This is a genomic window from Amycolatopsis sp. TNS106 (assembly GCF_019330265.1).
GTDB classification, from domain to species: domain Bacteria; phylum Actinomycetota; class Actinomycetes; order Mycobacteriales; family Pseudonocardiaceae; genus Amycolatopsis; species Amycolatopsis lurida.
This window is the reverse complement of the sequence record NZ_CP024972.1, coordinates 1,998,192-2,015,601: the sequence shown is the minus strand read 5'-3', so window position 1 is coordinate 2,015,601 and position 17,410 is coordinate 1,998,192. Positions and strand designations below refer to the sequence as shown.

The following is a 17,410-nucleotide window of genomic DNA, read 5'->3' as shown; positions in this document are numbered from 1 at the left end:
GGGAGCCCCGGACCCTGTCGTATGCCCTGCCGCGAATGCGGCCATTTGCGGCGACCTCATGAAGGAAAATGGTGAATTTTTCCCCGAAACTCGATGTCAGCCCGGACTCGGCTTTACGTAATTCACGAAGCGAAGCACTCGTCATACGAAAATACGGTGGCTCGTCCCTGGCCACCCCGGCAATGGTGAATCAGGTGGCCGCCGAGGTGGCGGCGATCGCCGCGACGGGGGATCGGGTGGTCCTCGTCGTGTCGGCGATGGGGGACAGCACCGACCGGCTGATCGCGCTGGCAGGCGAGGTCGCCGAACCACCCGCTCCCCGGGAACTCGACCAGTTGATGGCGACCGGCGAACAGGCGTCCGCCGCGATGCTCGCCATGGCGCTGACCGAGCGCGGGGTCGAAGCCGTCTCGCTGTCGGGTGACCAGGCGGGAATCGAGGTCGCGGGTGAACCGGGATCGGGCACCATCGTGAGCGTCGATCCCGGCAGGATCGTCGCGCGGCTGCGGGACGCGCAGGTCGTCGTGGTCGCCGGATTCCAGGGACGGAACGCCGACGGTGAACTGCTGACCTTGGGCAGAGGCGGCTCCGACACCACCGCGGTGGCACTGGCGGCCGCGCTCGGTGGCACCGAATGCGAGATCCGCACCGACGTCCACGGCGTGCGCACGGCCGACCCCCGGATCGTGCGGGACACCCGGCCCGTCCGGACGATCTCCTACGACGCCATGGCCGAGCTCGCCGGGGTCGGCGCCCGCGTCCTGCATCCCAGATCCGTCGATCTCGCGCGCCGCCACGGGGTGGCGGTGCGGGTGAAGCACTCGTCGGATCCCGGTCCTTCCACCGTCGTCAAGGCGGGAGAAGAGCCGCTGGAAGACACACCCCGCGTCATCGGAATCGCCCACGAACGCGACGTGCGACTGGTCCGGGTCGAGGTTTCGGCCTCGGACCCCGATCGTTACGCACGCGTACTCGCGATGCTGGCGGACTGCGGAGTGCGACCGGACAACCTGAGCTGGCCCGATCCCGGAGAACTGAGGTTCACCGTCCGCGGGACGGAGCCGCTCGGCCCGCCGATCACCCGGCTCGCGATGGAACTGGAGGCCCGCTCCACGGTCTGCGAAGAACTCGGCTCCGTATCCGTGGTCGGCACCGCGCTGCTCGATCCACCCGGGTTTCTGCCCGAGTTGCTGCGGATCCTCGCCGGCCACAGGGTCACGGTGCCTGCCATGACGACGTCGCGATCGCGCCTCACCGCGGTGGTCCCCGCCGACGTCGTCGACACGACCGTCCGAGCCCTGCACGACTCCTTCGGGTTGGCGGAGGACGGGGCATGAGCCCGTATGGACAGCCGTCGGGGCAGTTCACCACCGACGGCCTGGTACTGACCTGCGACGGCCACGAGCAGCGGGTTCGATGGCGGACCGGTGATCGGCTGGAGCGGTTGTACGAGCGGCTCTGCGACCGCTTGCGCGACACCGGGCTCGGAGACCGCCTGGCAGTGGACGCGGGAGGAGTGAAGGTCACGTTCGGTGGGCTGGACGAGCGGGCCAATCGGCTCGCCCGGCACCTGCTGGCGCACGGGGTGCGGCCCGGTGACCGGATCGGGCTGCTGTTCACCGAACCGGTGCATCCCTACGTCGCGATGCTCGCCGTGCTCAAGGTCAACGCGGCGTATGTGCCGCTGGACGCGGGTTTCCCTGACGACCGCCTGGCCTACATCGTCCAGGACGCCGGTGTTCGGCTCGTGATCTCGACCTCCGGGCTGCGCGAACGGTTCGAGCCGGACGCTGTCGACCTCGTCTGCCTCGACGTCGACTCGGACCGGATCGCCGCACTGCCGGGAACCCGGCTCAGCGCGGACGAGAGGGGCACTCCTGCCGACGAACTCTGTTACGTCGTCTACACCTCCGGGTCGACCGGGCGGCCGAAAGGCGTGACGATCGACCACGCCTCGATCTGCAACTTCGTCCTGGTCGCCGCCGACGTCTACGGCATCCAGGACACCGACCGGGTCTACCAGGGCATGACGATCGCGTTCGACTTCTCGGTCGAGGAGATCTGGGTGCCGTTGCTGAGCGGCGCGACACTCGTGCCGAAACCCGGCGGTGCCGCCCTCGTCGGGCACGATCTCCTCGAATTCCTGCGGGAGAACCGGGTCACCGCGTTGTGCTGCGTCCCGACCCTGCTGGCCAGCCTCGACGAAGACCTGCCGCTGCTGCGGTTCCTCCTGGTGTCCGGCGAAGCGTGTCCCGAAGACCTCGTGCGCCGCTGGTATCGCGCGGACCGGAGATTCCTCAACGTCTACGGTCCGACCGAGGCCACGGTCACCGCGACCTGGTCGGTGCTGCGACCCGATCGGCCGGTGACCATCGGGGTGCCCCTGCCCACCTATTCGGTCGTCATCCTCGATCCGGACGAGCCGGTGGCGCTGGCCGCGGGCGAACTGGGGGAGATCGGCATCGCGGGGATCGGACTCGCGGGTGGCTACCTGAACCGGCCCGATCTGACCGAACGCGCGTTCATCCCGGACTTCCTCGGCATCGGGCACAATCCGTCCCGCCGGATCTACCGCACCGGCGATCTGGGGCGGATCACCCCGGACGGGGAGATCGAATACCACGGCCGCGCCGACACCCAGGTGAAGATCCGCGGCTACCGCGTGGAGCTCACCGAGATCGAGTCCGTCCTCCTGCGGATCCCCGGAATCGCCCAGGCGGTGGTCGAAACCCACCATCCGGAAGCGGGCACCACCGAACTGGTCGCCTACTACAGCCTGCGGCGCGACAACGAGGACGTCGATCCCGGAGAACTACGCCGCCGGCTGGCGGAACTGCTGCCGGGCTACATGGTGCCCGCCTACCTCGAACAACTCGACCACATCCCGTTGACACCGGCGGGAAAAGCCGACCGCAAGCATCTCCCGGCACCCTCGAGCCCACGAAGGGTGGGCAACGACGTCGACTACGTGGCGCCCGCGACGAAGACCGAACTGCGCCTGGCGGAGGCCTTGAGCGGTGTCCTCGGGATCGAGCCGGTCTCGGTGACGGGGCACTTCTTCGACGACTACGGTGCCGACTCCCTGCTGCTGGCCAAGTTCTGTGCGGTGGTCCGGGAACGTGGCGAGGTCGCGTCGCTGTCGGCCAGGGACGTGTACCTCAATCCCACCATCCGCGGCCTCGCCGAGTCGACCGCCTCCGCGGTCGAGGCCACGGTCGCCCGGGCCGAGGAGCCACGCCGGGCGTCCACTACGTCGTATGTCCTTTGTGGAGTGTTCCAGCTCCTGGCCTTCCTCGCCTATGCCGCCGGTTCGGGCTGGCTCCTGGACACAGGATTTCGCTGGATCGACGCCGCGACAGGGTTCGCCGAAAGCTACGCGCGCGCCGCCGGGCTCGGGTTCGTCGTGTTCGTCGTTCTCTCCGTGGTGCCGGTCTTGGCGAAGTGGATGCTCGTCGGCCGGTGGAAGCCGGGGGAGATCCCGCTGTGGAGCGTCGGCTACCTGCGCTTCTGGACGGTCAAGGCCCTGGTCAGATTCAGCCCGCTGATGCTGTTCGTCGGCACTCCGCTCTACTCGTGGTATCTGCGGGCACTCGGCGCGGACATCGGCAAGGGCGCCCTGATCCTGTCCAGGAACCCGCCGGTCTGCACCGATCTGCTCAGCGTCGGTGCCGGCGCCGTCATCCGGAAGGACGCCTACTTCTCTTGCTACCGCGCCAGGGCGGGCCGGATCCAGACCGGCACGGTCACGCTCGGCGCCAACGCCTTCGTCGGTGAAATGACCGTGCTCGACATCGGCTCGGCGCTCGGCGACGGCGCACAGCTCGGCCACTCGTCGTCCTTGCACTCCGGCCAGTCCGTCCCCGACGGCGAGAGCTGGCACGGGTCTCCCGCTCGCTTGTCCACCGTGGACTACCGGGCGCTGGGCACGGTCGCGCGCGGCAGGCTCAGGCCGATCGTCTTCTGCGCGTCCAGCCTGCTGCTTCTGCTGCTCGGCACGCTTCCCCTGAGCCTGGGCGGTGCCGGTGTGCTCGTCGAGCAGTGGTTCACGACGACGGTGGACTTCACGAGCTGGGCCTTCTATCTCGGCCGGATCGCCGACTCGGCACTGGTGTACTTCGGTGCGCTGCTCGCCGGACTGGCGGTCGTCCTCGTGCTCCCGCGCCTGCTCGGCCTGTTCCTCCGGCCGGACCACGTCTACCCGCTCTACGGCAGGCATTTCGCGATCCAGCGACTGATCGCGCGGCTGACCAACCTGCGCGCGTACACGTACCTGTTCGGCGACAGCAGCTACATCGTGTACTACCTGCGCGCGCTGGGATACGACCTGTCGAAGGTCCACCAGACCGGATCGAACTTCGGGGTCGAGGTCAAACACGAGACGCCGTTCCTCAGCACGGTCGGCACCGGGACGATGGTCTCGGACGGCCTTTCGCTGCTCAACGCCGACTTCTCCGCATCGTCGTTCCGGCTCCGCAAGACGTCCGTCGCGCCGCAGGCCTTCCTCGGCAACGAGATCGCCTTCCCGCCGGGCGCGAGGATCGGCCGGAACTGCCTGCTGGCCACCAAGGTCCTCGTTCCCCTCGACGGACCGGTCCGGGAGAACGTCGGCCTGCTGGGATCGCCCGCGTTCGAGATACCCCGCACTGTCCGCCGTGACACCGGGTTCGAGCACCTCGGCACCGGGGACGCGCTGCGCCGGGGCTTACGGGCGAAGAACCGGCACAACACCGTCACCATCGGCGTTTACCTGCTCGTGCACTGGCTGCACCTGTTCGGTGTCCTGCTGATCGGCGCGGTGGCCGGTGCCCTGCACGGGCGGCTCGGCCCACTGGCCGTCGGCGGCGGCATCGTCGCGACGCTGGCGTTCTCGGTCGCGTTCCTCATGCTGGCGGAACTGGCCGTACAGGGCTTCCGGGCGATGCGGCCACTGTTCTGCTCGATCTACGACCCGGCCTTCTGGCGGCACGAACGGTTCTGGAAGCTCAGTCCCGCCCGCTACCTCGCGTTGTTCAACGGGACACCGTTCAAGCCGTTCCTCCTGCGCCGTCTCGGCGTCCGGATCGGCCGGCGTGTCTTCGACGACGGCTGCGCGATCCCGGAACGGTCCCTGGTGAGCATCGGCGACGACTGCGTGCTCAACCTGCACACCGTCGCGCAAGGACATTCGCTCGAGGACGGGACCTTCAAATCCGACCACATCACCATCGGCGCGGGATGCACGCTCGGCGTCGGCGCCTTCGTCCACTATGGAGTGACGATGGCGGATGGAGCGATCGCCGAGGCCGACGCGTTCCTGATGAAGGGCACCGCGGTCCCGGCGCGAACCCGCTGGCACGCCAACCCGGCGGTCGAACTCGACACGGCAGATGAGATCGCCGCGACCAGGAGGTTGCCATGATCCCCACCCCCACGGCGAGGCCGGCCCTGGTGCCTCGCGTCGAAGGCGCACTGCCGGGGCCGCGCTCGGCGGAGTACCTCGAACACCAGCGCCAGTGGGAGTCCAGCGCGCGGGCCTACCCGCGCCACCTCCCGATAGCGATCGCGGGCGCGGCGGGAAGCCACCTGTGGGACATGGACGGGAACGTCTTCCTCGACTTCCTCTCGGGCGCGGGTGTGCTCTCCCTCGGCCACAACCATCCCGAACTGGTGCGGGCGGCCACCGAACAACTCACCGTGCTCACCCACGGCCTGGACTTCCCGACACCGGCGAAACGCGAATTCATCGACGCTCAGCTTTCCATGCTGCCGCCCGGCCTGCGCTCGCGGACACGGATGCACTTCTGCGGTCCCGGCGGGGCCAACGCCGTCGACGCCGCGATCAAACTCTGCAAGACCGCGACCGGGCGTGGTGACCTGGTGTCCTTCCAGGGCGGGTTCCACGGCTCGAGCCACGCCGCGATGGCGTTGACCGGCCTCGTCGCCCAGAAACGGCCGATCGCCAACGGTGTGCCCGGCGTGCACTTCTTCCCGTACTCGTACTGCGCTCGATGCCCGGTGGGCCTTTCGCCGGACACGTGCGAGACCAACTGCGTGGGCCTGCTGGAACGGTCGCTGCGAGATCCCAACGGCGGCATCCCCCTTCCCGCCGCGGTGATCCTGGAAATGGTGCAAGGCGAAGGCGGGATCATTCCGGCGGACCGCGATTTCGTGCGGCGCGTCCGCGCGCTGACCGCGGAACTGGACATCCCGCTCGTCGTCGACGAGGTGCAGACGGGATGCGGTCGCACCGGAACCTGGTTCGCGTTCGAGCATTACGACATCGAGCCCGACGTGATCATCGCTTCGAAGGCCTTGAGCGGAATGGGGCTTCCGGTGGCGATGATCTTCTACGACCGGCGGCTCGACGGCTGGGCGCCCGGCGCGCACAGCGGCACGTTCCGGGGCAATCAGGCCGCGTTCGCCGCCGGCGCGGCGGCGGTCCACGTCGTCCGGCGGGACGACGTGCTGGGCAATGTCCGGCAGCGCGGGAGGCAGCTCGCTCGACGACTCGGCGTCCTGCACGATCACGTCTGGGTCCGTGAGGTTCGTGGCCTCGGCCTGATGTGGGGGATCGAGCTGGCCGATCCGCGCGACGGCCGCCCGGCGGGCGGATACGCCCGGGCCGTACAGGCTCACGCGCTGCGGCACGGCCTGATCGTCGAACTCGGTGGCCGCGACGACGGCGTGATCCGCCTGATGCCACCGCTCACCGTGACCGCGGAGGAGATCGAGCTCGCGTGCGGGATCCTGCTCGACGCGATCGAGCGCTGTCATCCGGCGCAGTAAGCCCCACTGATTGGTATTATTATACCGCTTCCTGCTAGGGTGCCGGTATAATAATACCAACCAGGGACGCGAGGATCCGATGATCGAACTGAAGACGCCCGCCGAGATCGAGCGTATGCAGGTGACCGGGCGTTTCGTCGCCGAAGTGCTCACCGAGGTCGGCGACCTCGCGGACGTGGGCGTCAACCTGATGGACCTGGAGCACCACGTGCGCGGCATGATCGAACGTCGCGGCGCGGAGTCGTGCTACTGGGACTACGCGCCGTCCTTCGGCAAAGGCCCGTTCCGCAACGTGATCTGCCTGGCGGTCAATGATGCCGTCCTGCACGGCCTGCCCCACGACTACACGCTGCACGACGGAGACGTGCTCACCGCGGATCTCGCGGTGAAGATCGACGGCTGGGCGGCCGACTCGGCGCGCACGGTCATCGTCGGGACGCCCGCCGAGGAAGACCTGCGGATCGTCCGCGCCACCGAGGAGGCACTGGAGGCCGCGATCGAGGCCGCGCGTCCGGGCAACCGCCTCGGCGACATCTCCGCGGCCATCTGGGCGGTGGCCCGTGCCCACGGCTATCCGGTGAACACCGAGTTCGGCGGCCACGGCATCGGCCGCACCATGCACGAGGAGCTGCACATTCCGAACAAGGGCAAGGCGGGCCGCGGCCTGAAGCTCCAGCCCGGACTCACCGTCGCGCTCGAACCCTGGTTCGCCCGTACGACCGACCGGATCGTCTTCGACGACGACGGCTGGACCATCCGCTCGGCCGACGGCTCGCGTGCGGCCCATTCCGAGCACACGGTCGCCATCACCGAAGGCGCTCCGCTGGTGCTCACCAGGCGTGAGCGCGAGGTGGCCGCCGATCGTATTTCCGCAAAAGGTTCCTGAGCCCGTTTGCGTTTCGGGCGCCCGGGGTGAGGTTCGACCGAAAACTCCGAATACGTCCCGTCACCGCCGACGGGACCGTTAGAGTGAACGGTCGCTGTAGTCATCACCCTTGAGGAGTAGCGGTTCATGATCGCCGAGAGCGCGAACCAGCAGAGCGTGACCTTCCCGCAGGAGGCCACGCCGATCTTCGACCTGGTCGCGAAGATGGTGGCGCGGACGAAGACCGAGGACGAGCACGACTTCGACCGCGAAGCCGGTCTCGCGACCCCGGTGTAGCTTCCCGCCGAGAGTCATTCGGGCGGCGTGCCCGCGTGGGCACGGAGTGCCGCGGCCGTGTGACGGGCGTGGGCCAGGCCGTCGAGGATCCATTGCGGGGGCCGGCGGTCGTTGGTCGCGATCCGCTCGTAGGCCGCGACCAGCCGTTCCGCGATCTTCAGCCGGGCGTCCGCGGCCGCCGGTTCACGCACCGCTTCGCCGTCGCCCTGTTCGGCCGGGACGGTGACCAAGGCGAGGTGCGGGGTCGGCCCCGTCGTGGACTCGGCTTCGGGTCGCCGGTCCGGGGTCGGCAGCCGGCGCAGGCGGAAGGCCGTCTGTTCGGTGTGCTCCGCCATGTTCTCGTGGCGCGCGTCCTGCGACGGGAAGGGATCCGCGCGGAATCGCGCGACCGAAGGCCAGTACCTGGTCCGGACGGAGCGCGGTGTCGCCCCGTCGAGCCCGCACGCGATCTCCTCCCACGTCTTCCCGTCGAGTCGCGCGGCCACCACCGCCGCCTCGAGGATCTGCTGCGCCATTTCGATCAGACTGGAACGATCCCGCGTCGAGCCCGTGTCCTGTTCCCCTGTGGCGTCCACTCGGGCGGCGTTCGCGGCGAGATCGGCCAATTCCGCCGCGTGCGCGGCGAGGACCAGGTGAGCCCGGGTGGCGGCGGCGGGGAGGGAATGGCGTGTGGTCACCGTCCACTCCTCGTGGCGGGCCGGAGGATCGACAAGAGGCTCGCGGAATCCCGCATGCCGTGACTCACAGGTGTTCTCACCTTTCTCTGATATGCAGACTTGCATAAATATGCAATTCATGGGCGTGCGCTGTCGAATCACCGTGATTTTGTGCCCTGATCGTGTGTGGTCGCACCCGATCAGGGCGGGGTGAGGTCCGGCGGTTCCGCGAATCGGGCACGATCAGGTTCGTGTGGACGGCCGGACCTGCGGGGAAGGGATGCCGATGAACAGCCCCCTGTATCAGGCGACGGCGGAGTTCTTCAAGACGCTGGGGCACCCCGTCCGGATCCGCGTGCTCGAACTGCTCAGCGAGCGGGAGCACCATGTCTCGGAGCTGCTCGCCGACCTCGGTATCGAGCCCGCCAACCTGTCTCAGCAGCTCGCCGTCCTGCGTCGTGCCAATCTGGTGGTGCCGCGCAAGGAGGGTACGACCGTCTCCTATTCGCTGACCAGTCCGTCGGTCGCCGAACTGCTCGCCGTCACTCGCGGGATCCTGACCGGGCTCATCACCGGCCAGTTGGGTCTGCTCGACGATCTGCAGAATTCCACCGGCGTTTCCGGTGGCGCGCATTCATCGGAAACAGACTGAAAATCGACAACGGCCATTTCTCTCGGTCATCGCGTCCGGTGATCGTCATTTGTTTCCCTTGTCGTCATCCGTACGCGGCTCGCTCGATTCGGAATCGTACTCGCGGGGGAGCATGTCATTTCCGGCGGCCGCCTTCCTTGCCTCCTCGACCAGAGAGTCGAAGATGGGGGTTCCGCACTGCTCCACATGGTCCTCCGTCGCGCCGGGCTTCGTGCCCGATCATCTTGCCTCGCGGCGGCTTCTTCGATCCAGTTCCGCCGGGCAATGCACTCGATAGAGCTCACCCTCCGGGGTGAGCCATTCGGCGAGGTGAAAAGACGAGTCCAGGACATGGTCAATTCCGTGCTCGCACTGCGGTCCGCCGGTTTGCGGAAATAATGATTCCACTTTCCCGTCAGCTGGGGGAAAAGGATTTCCCTGCGGAGAATTCCACCCGGTAGCGTGTCGGCGTCGTGCCCAGCGCGGTGGCGAAGTGCTCGCGAAGGCGTGCAGCCGTGCCGAACCCCGACTGCGCGGCGACCGCGTCGATGCCGAGCGCGGTCGTCTCGAGAAGGTGGCGTGCCCGCGCGAGGCGTTGCGCGACAAGCCAGCTGTGGACGGTGGCCCCGGTGCGGGCGCGGAACGAGCGGGTGAAGGTGCTCCGGCTCATATGTGCCCGGGCGGCGAGATCGTCGATGCCATGCGGCACGTCCGGATGGGACCGCGCCCAGTTCATCACGGTGGTGAGCGGGTCGTCGTCCTTCTCCGGTACGGGAAGCTCGATGAACTGGGCCTGGCCGCCGGGACGGTGCGGTGCGGCGACGATCCGGCGCGCGACCCGGTTGGCGGCGACCTGTCCGGCCGTGCGGGCGAGCAGGTGGAGACAGGTGTCGATCCCGGCGGTCGCGCCCGCGCCGGTCACGATGTCGCCTTCGTCGACGTACAGCTCTTCCGGACGCAGCCGCACCGAAGGGAAGCGCCTCCGGAAGGTTTCGACCCATTTCCAGTGGGTGGTCGCGGTGCGGCCGTCGAGGATGCCGGCGTCCGCGAGGGCGAACACCCCGAGACAGAGTCCGACGACGAGTGCTCCGCGTTCGTGCGCGCCTCGCAGCGCGGCGGCAACGGGCGCGGGCGTCGGGGATTCCGGGTCGGACCACCACGGGACGACGACGATGTCGGCCTCCGCGAGCGCGCCGAGCCCGGCGGGAACGTCGATCGAATAGCCGGCACTCGTGGTGAGCCTGCCCGGGGTGACGGCGGCGACCGTGATCGGCCACGGCTCCATGTCACCTGCCGGGGATTCAGGGCCCCACACCAGTGACGGCACGGCGAGATGGAACGGGTTGATCCCTTCGAACGTCAGGACGGCCACACTCGGAGCGTTCATCGATCCCTTCCCGCGGATGTCGGCCGATGTCGACCACGGCTGACCCGAAACCGTATCTCACTATCGGATCGGGTCAACGATCATGGGTAACCGTACCGACCGGAAAGTGAAGGAACACACGATGACCAGCACCACCCTCCGCGAAATCAGTACGTTGCCGACGACCCCCGCGACGCTCTCGGACGCGACCGTGATCCTCGTCGACTACCAGAACACCTACACGCGCGGCGTGATGGAACTCGACGGCTGGGAAGCCGCGCTCGACGAGGCGGCCACCTTGCTGGCGCGCGCTCGTGCCGAGGGGGCGACGGTCATCCACGTCATGCACGACGGCGGCGAGGGCAGCCCGTACGACCTCGGCCAGGACATCGGCCGGATCCACGAGCGTGTCGCCCCCGGTCCGGGTGAGGAGATCGTGGTGAAGACCGCGCCGAACTCGTTCGTCGGGACCCGGCTGGGCGAGCTGGTCGATGCCGCCGGGCACCAGAACGTCGTCGTGGCCGGGTTCATGACCCATATGTGCGTCACGTTCACCGCGGAGGGCGCGTTCCTGCGCGGAAACGCCCCGACCGTCGTGGCCGGGGCCTGCGCGACGCGCGCGCTTCCCTCTGTCGCCGGTCCGGTGACCGCCGCGGACCAGCACCGCGCGGCGCTCGCCACGATCGGTGACCTCTACGCCGTCGTCGTCGGTTCCTCGGCCGAACTCGGCTAGGACCGGGCGTGCCTTCGAGGTACGTACGGCCGGCATCGGGCGGGTCGTGAGTGGTAAGTGTCGTTCTAACGCTCTTTGCCACTCACGACCCCCGCGCGGAACTGACGTCGCGAAAGCCACTTTCGCGACGTCTGGTGTCCCGAAAGTGGCTTTCGCGTCACTCGGTTTCCGACCGGCGGTCGTGCTCGGTCCTCGGTGAGCCCGCTCCCGCCGCGGCCTCGATCAGGCCATATTCGCCTTACCCCTCACCAGGACCTGCGAGGTGGTGCCCGCACGTGGATCATGAGGGTATTCCGCCGCCGAAGCATCGAAGGGGTCGTGATGGCCAAGCCCAACGTCGCCGAGCAGTTCGTCCAAGTCCTGGTGCAGGCCGGGGTGGAACGGATCTACGGCGTGGTCGGGGACAGCCTGAACCCCGTCGTCGACGCGATCCGCCGCACCCCGGGGATCGAATGGGTCCATGTCCGTAACGAGGAGGCGGGTGCTTTCGCCGCGGCCGCCGAGGCCCAGCTGACCGGGCGGCTCGCGGTGTGCGCGGGTAGCTGCGGTCCCGGCAACACCCATCTGGTGCAAGGGCTCTACGACGCGCACCGCACCGGCGCCCCGGTGCTCGCGCTCGCTTCGCACATCCCGTCCGGCCAGATCGGGACCGGGTTCTTCCAGGAGACCCATCCCGAACGGTTGTTCGTCGACTGCAGTGGATATTGCGAACAGATCAGCGGGCCCGCTCAGATGCCGAGGGTGCTGCGGATCGCCATGCAGCACGCGGTGTCCCGCGGCGAGGTTTCGGTACTGGTGCTGCCCGGCGACGTCGCGCATCTCGACGCTGTCGCGCCCACCGGATCCGGAGCGCCGGTCACCGAGCACGGGACGATCGTGCCACCCGAGGCGCAGGTGACCCGGCTCGCCGAGTTGATCAACGACGCCGAGACCGTCACCTTGTTCGCCGGCGCCGGGGTGCGTGGTGCCCACGCGGAGGTGATGGAGCTGGCCGGGACCGTGCAGGCACCGGTCGGCCACAGCCTGCGCGGCAAGGAATGGATCCAGTACGACAATCCCTACGACGTCGGGATGAGCGGGCTGCTCGGCTACGGCGCCTGCTACCGGGCCATGCAGGACGCGGATCTGCTGGTCTTGCTCGGCACCGATTTCCCTTACGACTCCTTCCTGCCGCAGGCACGGACCGTGCAGGTCGACCACGACGCGACCCGGCTCGGCCGCCGCACCCCGCTCGAACTGGCGGTGCACGGCGACGTTCGGGAGACCCTGCGGGCCGTGCAGCCGCTCCTGCGCCGCAAGACCGACCGCACGTTCCTGGACCGCATGTTGCGTGATCACTGCAAAACGCTGGAGCAGGTCGTCGACGCCTACACCCGCAACGTCGAGCGGCACGTGCCCATCCATCCGGAGTTCGCCGCGGATCTCCTCGACGAACTCGCCGCGGACGACGCGATCTTCACCGTCGACACCGGCATGTGCAACGTGTGGGCGGCCAGGTATCTCACCCCCAACGGGCGCCGCCGGGTCATCGGGTCGTTCCTGCACGGCACGATGGCCAACGCCCTGCCGCACGCCATCGGCGCGCAGTTCGCCTATCCGGGACGGCAGGTCGTGTCGATGTCCGGCGACGGCGGGCTGGGCATGCTGCTCGGCGAACTGCTCACCGTCGCCTTGCACGATCTTCCGGTCAAGATCGTGACGTTCAACAATTCCTCGCTGGGCATGGTGAAGCTGGAGATGCTGGTGGACGGCCTGCCCGACTATCAGACCGACCACCGTCCGGTCGATTTCGCCGCCATCGCCAGTGGCGCGGGGCTGCGCGCCGAGCGGGTGACCGATCCGACCCGGTTGCGCGCGGCCCTCAAGGAAGCGCTGAGTCACGACGGCCCGGCGCTGGTGGACGTCGTGACCGACCCGAACGCGCTGTCCGTCCCGCCACATATCACCGCCGGTCAGCTCGGTGGGTTCGCCTTGGCCGCGAGCAAGGTCGTCCTCGAAGGCGGGGTCGGCCGGATGATCGACCTCGCCCGGGCCAACCTCCGCAACATCCCCCGGCTGTGAGGCCGCTCGCTCAGCGCAGCGGGCGGAACGTGGCGCGCAGGTCTTCGATCCACGCTTCCGGATGTTCCCACGGCCCGAAATGGCCGCCCTTTTCGTGGACGTTCACCTGCCGCACGTCGGCGTAGACAGGACCGGCCGCTTCCTTGAACGCGGCGATGCGACGTTCGCGGTCGTGGGCTCCCGGCGGCGCGGCGTCGCCGAGGTGGAAGGTGAACCCGGTCGGCGCCTCGACCGCCGGGGTGCGGTCGTGCGACGGCCGCCACGGATGGCGGTTGACGTTCTTGTAGGCGCGGATCGACGAGCCGATGGCCTGGTTGACCCAGTAGATCGTCGCGTTGGTGAGGATGTGGTCCAGCGGATAGGAATCTTCGAAGACCCCGTTCTGGTCGCTCCACTTCTTCCACCGCTTGAGGATCCACGCGAGCATCCCGATCGGGGAATCGTTCAGGCCGTGCGTGATCGTCTGCGCGTCGAGCATATGCGTCGCGACATGGGAAACGTAGGTGTCGACGAAGTTGACCATGTCGGCGCGCGGGCCCGCGGGCAGGTCGTCGACCGGCGCGCCGCCGGTGAGATCCCAGTGGCGCGCGCCCTGGAAGATCGTCAGCGGCATCTCGTTGCCGAGGTGGAGCCCGTGGAGCGAGGCGGCGTACTTGTGGCCGAGTTGCGCCCCGACCAGCGCTCCGTAATCGGCCGCGCCGACCCCGAATCGCCGATGGCCGAGCACATCGGTCATCAGCGTGTGGAACCGGTCGGCCATGCTGACGAAGTTCTCCTTGCCGTTCGTCAGCGGAGTCGAGAACGCGAAGCCGGGCAGCGAAGGGACGATGACGTCGAAGGCGTCCGCGGGGTCACCGCCGTGCGCGGCGGGGTCGGCGAGCGGTCGGATGACCTTGCTCCAGTCCCAGAAGGTCCACGGCCAGCCGTGCATGAGCAGCAACGGAATCGGCGCGGGACCCTTCCCCGGCTCGCGGATGAAGTGCACCGGGGTGCCGTCGACCTCGACGCGATGGTGCGAGTACTCGTTCAACCGGGCTTCGACGGCTCGCCAGTCGAAACCGTCGGCCCAGTACTCCACGATCGGCTTGAGATAGGCGGTACTCAGCCCGAAAGCCTCGTCTTCGTTGTCCAGGTCGGGTGCGAACCTGGTCGCTTTCAGCCGCCGCCGGAGGTCGTCGAGGACGTCCTGTTCGACGTCGATCACGAACGGTTCGAGTGTCATGGTCGGTTTTCCTTGTCCGGGTGGGTCCAGTCCAGGCGAAGCCTGGTGATGCGAAGTTCGGCGATGAGCCAGCGGCCGTCCGATCGGGTGAAGCGCACCCGGTAATGGCCGTAACCGTGCATTTCGCCGTCGTGCGGCGTGGTGACGATGTCCTCCATGGCCCAGACACCGGCCGCCGAATCCGGTGACTCGATGTCGATCTCGCTGGAGAACAGGTGATGTACCAGCACGGAATCGGCTTGGTTGCGGGCTTTGAGCCGCCCGGCGATCTCGTCGCGGCCGGTCATGCGCGCTTGGGTCGATCCGTCCACTGTGGAGGCGAGGAACGGAGCGTCGGGCGTGAACAGGGCGGCGAGGTCGTCCCATCGATGATGGTCGGCGCTGTAGACGTAGCGCGCCATCACGCGTCGCACGTCCTCCACCGCCACCAGCCGGGTGAGGTCGTCCATCGGCTTCCTTCGTTCGGTGAGGTTGACCCGGCCGAGAATGCCGACGAAAAAATGTACCGGCAAGTACAGTCCTGCGCGCCAGGTTCTGTACTTGCCGGTACATTTTTTCGGACCTACGTTGGCCTCATGCACGCGATTCACATCAGCGAATACGGCGGCCCGGAGGTCATGACCTGGACCGAGTTCCCGGACCCGGTGCCGCGCCCCGGCGAGGTCGGCGTGCGACTGAAGGTGGCCGGGGTGAACTTCATGGACACCGGTGCCCGCAAGATGCCGCTGCCCACCTGGTCGGTCCCCACCGTGCTGGGTGTCGAAGGGATGGGCGTCGTCGCGGCGCTGGGGCCGGGCGTCGAAGACTTCGCCGTCGGCGACCGGGTCGCTTGGCGCTACCACAAGGGCAGCTACGCCGAACGGCTCGCCATCCCGGCGGCGTCGCTGGTGCGGGTGCCCGATGACATCGACGACGAGACCGCGGCCGCCGTCCTGATGCAGGGCTTGACCGCGAACCATTTCACGACGGAGACGTACGCGATCAAGCCGGGGGACACGGCCGTGGTGCACTCGGCCGCGGGGGGTCGGGACCATCCTGACCCAGCTGATCAAGGCTCGCGGCGGCACCGTGATCGGGCTGGTGTCACGCGAGGAGAAGATCCCGGTGGCGAAGAAGGCCGGCGCGGACCATGTGCTGGTGTCCACCGGGAGCGGCTTCGAACGACAGGTCCGAGAGCTGACCGGCGGCGAGGGGGCACAGGTCGTGTACGACGGTGGCGGCTCGGCGACGTTCCACTCGTCCCAGCTGTCGCTGCGCCGCCACGGCGTGCACGCCTACTACGGCGTGGTGAACGGAAATCCCGTGTTCCGTCCCGCGGACCTGCCGAGCAGCATCCTGCTGTCCTATCCGTCCGTCGTCGACCACGTGCCCACCCGTGAGGCGTTGGTGCGGCGAACGGACGAGCTGTTCGAGTTCATCCGAAAGGGGCAGGTGGCCCCGTTTATCGGCGGCCGCTACGCCCTCGCCGACGCGGCGCGTGCGCACCGGGACATCGAATCCCGTCGCACCTCGGGAAAGCTGCTACTGATGCCGTGACCGCGGTGCGGAGCGGACACGGCACAATGGACCGCCGAGTACATTCCGGGAGGCTTTCGTGCTCACGAAGAAGGGCGCCGCGACGCGGCAGCGGATCATCGAAGCCGCGGCGGACGAGATCCGTGACCACGGCGTGGGGGCCGCGACCCTCGACGACATCTGTCGCCGCAGCGGAACGGGCAAGAGTCAGCTGTTCCACTACTTCCCGGAGGGCAAGGAAGAGCTGCTCCTCGCCGTGGCCGAATGGGAGGCCGGGCGGGTCATTGAGGATCAGCAGCCCTACCTCGGTCGGTTGACCACGTGGGAGGCGTGGGAGAAGTGGCGTGACGTGGTGATCCGGCGCTACCGACGGCAGGGGGTGCACTGTCCGCTCGGGGTGCTGATCACCGAGATCGGCAGGCACACCCCGGCCGCTCAAGCGGTCACGAGGCAGCTGCTGGAGCAATGGCAACGTCAGGTCCAGGCCGGCATCGAGGACATGCGGGAAAGCGGTGACATCGCTCGTGACGTCGACCCGGTGCGCGCCTCGGCAGCACTGATCGCCGCGATCCAGGGCGGGGTGACGATACTGATGTCCACCGGATCCGCGGACCACCTCGAAGCGGCACTCGATCTGTACCTGGACTATCTGCGCGGCGGCGTGCCAGTGCCCGGCTGACTCAGTCCACTGTGGATGTTCGGGCCGGGCCGGTGCCCATTCCGTGCCACAGCAGGTCGAGCAGGCTCGCGACGTCACGCCGCCATTCGCCTTTCGGGTCGAGATAGAGCAGTCCACCCAGTCCTCGCAGGACGGTTTCCGGCGCCAGGCCCGCGCGGACGGTGCCGGCGTCGATGTTGGCTTGCAGCAGGGTGGAGACCGCGCCGACCATGTCCTGGTAGGCCCCCGCGGGCAGCTCGCCGCGTGCGGCGGTCGCGGCGCGCAGAGCGTCGGCAAGACCGCGTTTGGTCATCATGTAGTGCGCCAGGTGGTCGGTCGTCCACACGCGGAACGCCTGTTCCGGCGGATACTTCTCGAGCAGGCTCGGCACGATCTCGACGAGCTGACGCACCTCACGCCGGTACACCGCCAGGATGAGGGCCTCCGGCGTGGGGAAGTGCCGGTACACCGTGCCGACGCCGACCTCGGCCTCCTTCGCTATGGCATTGAAGGAAACCTCGCCGGAACAAGCCAGCGACTTCGCCGCGGTGGCGAGGATGCGCTCGTGGTTGCGGCGGGTGTCCGCGCGCCGGGGATTGACCGATCCCGTCGTCATGGTCCCTCCTGTCCGCCGACCCGTC

The 17,410-nt window shown here is 68.3% G+C and carries 15 protein-coding genes and 1 pseudogene; 11 read left to right on the top strand and 5 right to left on the bottom strand.

Features of this window, described 5'->3' with window-relative positions; all coding sequences use genetic code 11:
• Positions 1 to 194: 194 nt before the first annotated feature.
• From CVV72_RS08950 to CVV72_RS08930, 5 genes are all read left to right on the top strand, one after another.
• A complete protein-coding gene (locus tag CVV72_RS08950; RefSeq protein ID WP_255632604.1) occupies positions 195 to 1,337 on the top strand; it encodes an aspartate kinase in 1,143 nt (380 codons plus the stop codon).
• On the top strand, positions 1,334 to 5,398 hold the full coding sequence (locus CVV72_RS08945; protein WP_219151961.1) for a Pls/PosA family non-ribosomal peptide synthetase: 4,065 nt from the start codon (positions 1,334 to 1,336) through the stop codon (positions 5,396 to 5,398). Before CVV72_RS08950 ends, CVV72_RS08945 begins: the two co-directional genes overlap by 4 nt.
• Complete coding sequence (locus tag CVV72_RS08940; protein ID WP_219151959.1) at positions 5,395 to 6,765, top strand: aspartate aminotransferase family protein; 1,371 nt, start codon at positions 5,395 to 5,397, stop codon at positions 6,763 to 6,765. Before CVV72_RS08945 ends, CVV72_RS08940 begins: the two co-directional genes overlap by 4 nt.
• Before the next feature lie 79 nt (positions 6,766 to 6,844).
• The gene (map, locus tag CVV72_RS08935) at positions 6,845 to 7,651 is read left to right on the top strand and encodes a type I methionyl aminopeptidase (protein ID WP_219151957.1); all 807 of its coding nucleotides are present in this window, start codon (positions 6,845 to 6,847) and stop codon (positions 7,649 to 7,651) included.
• A gap of 126 nt (positions 7,652 to 7,777) precedes the next feature.
• Positions 7,778 to 7,927 (top strand): hypothetical protein, encoded by a 150-nt coding sequence (locus tag CVV72_RS08930; RefSeq protein WP_167373467.1) that lies wholly within the window; start codon positions 7,778 to 7,780, stop codon positions 7,925 to 7,927.
• 14 nt (positions 7,928 to 7,941) lie between these two features.
• On the opposite strand, the gene CVV72_RS08925 is transcribed toward CVV72_RS08930, so the two are convergent.
• On the bottom strand, positions 7,942 to 8,604 hold the full coding sequence (locus CVV72_RS08925; protein ID WP_219151955.1) for a hypothetical protein: 663 nt from the start codon (positions 8,602 to 8,604) through the stop codon (positions 7,942 to 7,944).
• 265 nt (positions 8,605 to 8,869) lie between these two features.
• Here CVV72_RS08925 and CVV72_RS08920 point away from each other — a divergent pair, with 265 nt between their 5' ends.
• Positions 8,870 to 9,235, top strand: coding sequence for a helix-turn-helix transcriptional regulator (locus CVV72_RS08920; protein ID WP_219151953.1), 366 nt, complete (start codon positions 8,870 to 8,872; stop codon positions 9,233 to 9,235).
• A gap of 394 nt (positions 9,236 to 9,629) precedes the next feature.
• Here CVV72_RS08920 and CVV72_RS08915 read toward each other — a convergent pair whose 3' ends face one another.
• The gene (locus tag CVV72_RS08915) at positions 9,630 to 10,601 is read right to left on the bottom strand and encodes a helix-turn-helix domain-containing protein (protein ID WP_255632603.1); all 972 of its coding nucleotides are present in this window, start codon (positions 10,599 to 10,601) and stop codon (positions 9,630 to 9,632) included.
• Between the two features lie 121 nt (positions 10,602 to 10,722).
• On the opposite strand from CVV72_RS08915, the gene CVV72_RS08910 reads away from it, so the two are divergent.
• A complete protein-coding gene (locus CVV72_RS08910) occupies positions 10,723 to 11,313 on the top strand; it encodes an isochorismatase family protein (RefSeq protein WP_219151951.1) in 591 nt (196 codons plus the stop codon).
• 321 nt (positions 11,314 to 11,634) lie between these two features.
• A complete protein-coding gene (locus CVV72_RS08905; RefSeq protein WP_219151949.1) occupies positions 11,635 to 13,374 on the top strand; it encodes a pyruvate dehydrogenase in 1,740 nt (579 codons plus the stop codon).
• 10 nt (positions 13,375 to 13,384) lie between these two features.
• Here CVV72_RS08905 and CVV72_RS08900 read toward each other — a convergent pair whose 3' ends face one another.
• Positions 13,385 to 14,596, bottom strand: a complete 1,212-nt coding sequence (locus tag CVV72_RS08900; protein ID WP_219151947.1) for an epoxide hydrolase family protein — start codon at positions 14,594 to 14,596, stop codon at positions 13,385 to 13,387.
• Positions 14,593 to 14,997: a nuclear transport factor 2 family protein gene (locus CVV72_RS08895; protein ID WP_255632763.1), complete on the bottom strand. Its 405-nt coding sequence runs from the start codon at positions 14,995 to 14,997 to the stop codon at positions 14,593 to 14,595. The genes CVV72_RS08900 and CVV72_RS08895 overlap by 4 nt, the downstream gene beginning before the upstream one ends.
• On the opposite strand from CVV72_RS08895, the pseudogene CVV72_RS41935 reads away from it, so the two are divergent.
• From CVV72_RS41935 to CVV72_RS08885, 3 genes and pseudogenes are all read left to right on the top strand, one after another.
• Positions 14,965 to 15,375: pseudogene (locus CVV72_RS41935) on the top strand (hypothetical protein); the annotation flags it as partial. The gene CVV72_RS08895 and the pseudogene CVV72_RS41935 overlap by 33 nt on opposite strands.
• Before the next feature lie 289 nt (positions 15,376 to 15,664).
• Positions 15,665 to 16,132: a zinc-binding dehydrogenase gene (locus CVV72_RS41930; protein ID WP_370641885.1), complete on the top strand. Its 468-nt coding sequence runs from the start codon at positions 15,665 to 15,667 to the stop codon at positions 16,130 to 16,132.
• Positions 16,133 to 16,190: 58 nt separating this feature from the next.
• Positions 16,191 to 16,790: a TetR/AcrR family transcriptional regulator gene (locus CVV72_RS08885; protein WP_219151946.1), complete on the top strand. Its 600-nt coding sequence runs from the start codon at positions 16,191 to 16,193 to the stop codon at positions 16,788 to 16,790.
• Position 16,791: 1 nt separating this feature from the next.
• Here CVV72_RS08885 and CVV72_RS08880 read toward each other — a convergent pair whose 3' ends face one another.
• The gene (locus tag CVV72_RS08880) at positions 16,792 to 17,385 is read right to left on the bottom strand and encodes a TetR/AcrR family transcriptional regulator (RefSeq protein WP_219151945.1); all 594 of its coding nucleotides are present in this window, start codon (positions 17,383 to 17,385) and stop codon (positions 16,792 to 16,794) included.
• Between the last annotated feature and the right edge of the window lie 25 nt (positions 17,386 to 17,410).

Bases quoted from the DNA above. Each gene is read 5' to 3' on its own strand.
- CVV72_RS08945 (WP_219151961.1), top strand. From the start codon at position 1,334: ATGAGCCCGTATGGACAGCCGTCGGGGCAGTTCACCACCGACGGCCTG.
- CVV72_RS08940 (WP_219151959.1), top strand. From the start codon at position 5,395: ATGATCCCCACCCCCACGGCGAGGCCGGCCCTGGTGCCTCGCGTCGAA.
- map (WP_219151957.1), top strand. From the start codon at position 6,845: ATGATCGAACTGAAGACGCCCGCCGAGATCGAGCGTATGCAGGTGACC.
- CVV72_RS08930 (WP_167373467.1), top strand. From the start codon at position 7,778: ATGATCGCCGAGAGCGCGAACCAGCAGAGCGTGACCTTCCCGCAGGAG.
- CVV72_RS08920 (WP_219151953.1), top strand. From the start codon at position 8,870: ATGAACAGCCCCCTGTATCAGGCGACGGCGGAGTTCTTCAAGACGCTG.
- CVV72_RS08915 (WP_255632603.1), bottom strand. From the start codon at position 10,601: ATGAACGCTCCGAGTGTGGCCGTCCTGACGTTCGAAGGGATCAACCCG.
- CVV72_RS08910 (WP_219151951.1), top strand. From the start codon at position 10,723: ATGACCAGCACCACCCTCCGCGAAATCAGTACGTTGCCGACGACCCCC.
- CVV72_RS08905 (WP_219151949.1), top strand. From the start codon at position 11,635: ATGGCCAAGCCCAACGTCGCCGAGCAGTTCGTCCAAGTCCTGGTGCAG.
- CVV72_RS08900 (WP_219151947.1), bottom strand. From the start codon at position 14,596: ATGACACTCGAACCGTTCGTGATCGACGTCGAACAGGACGTCCTCGAC.
- CVV72_RS08895 (WP_255632763.1), bottom strand. From the start codon at position 14,997: ATGGCGCGCTACGTCTACAGCGCCGACCATCATCGATGGGACGACCTC.
- CVV72_RS08880 (WP_219151945.1), bottom strand. From the start codon at position 17,385: ATGACGACGGGATCGGTCAATCCCCGGCGCGCGGACACCCGCCGCAAC.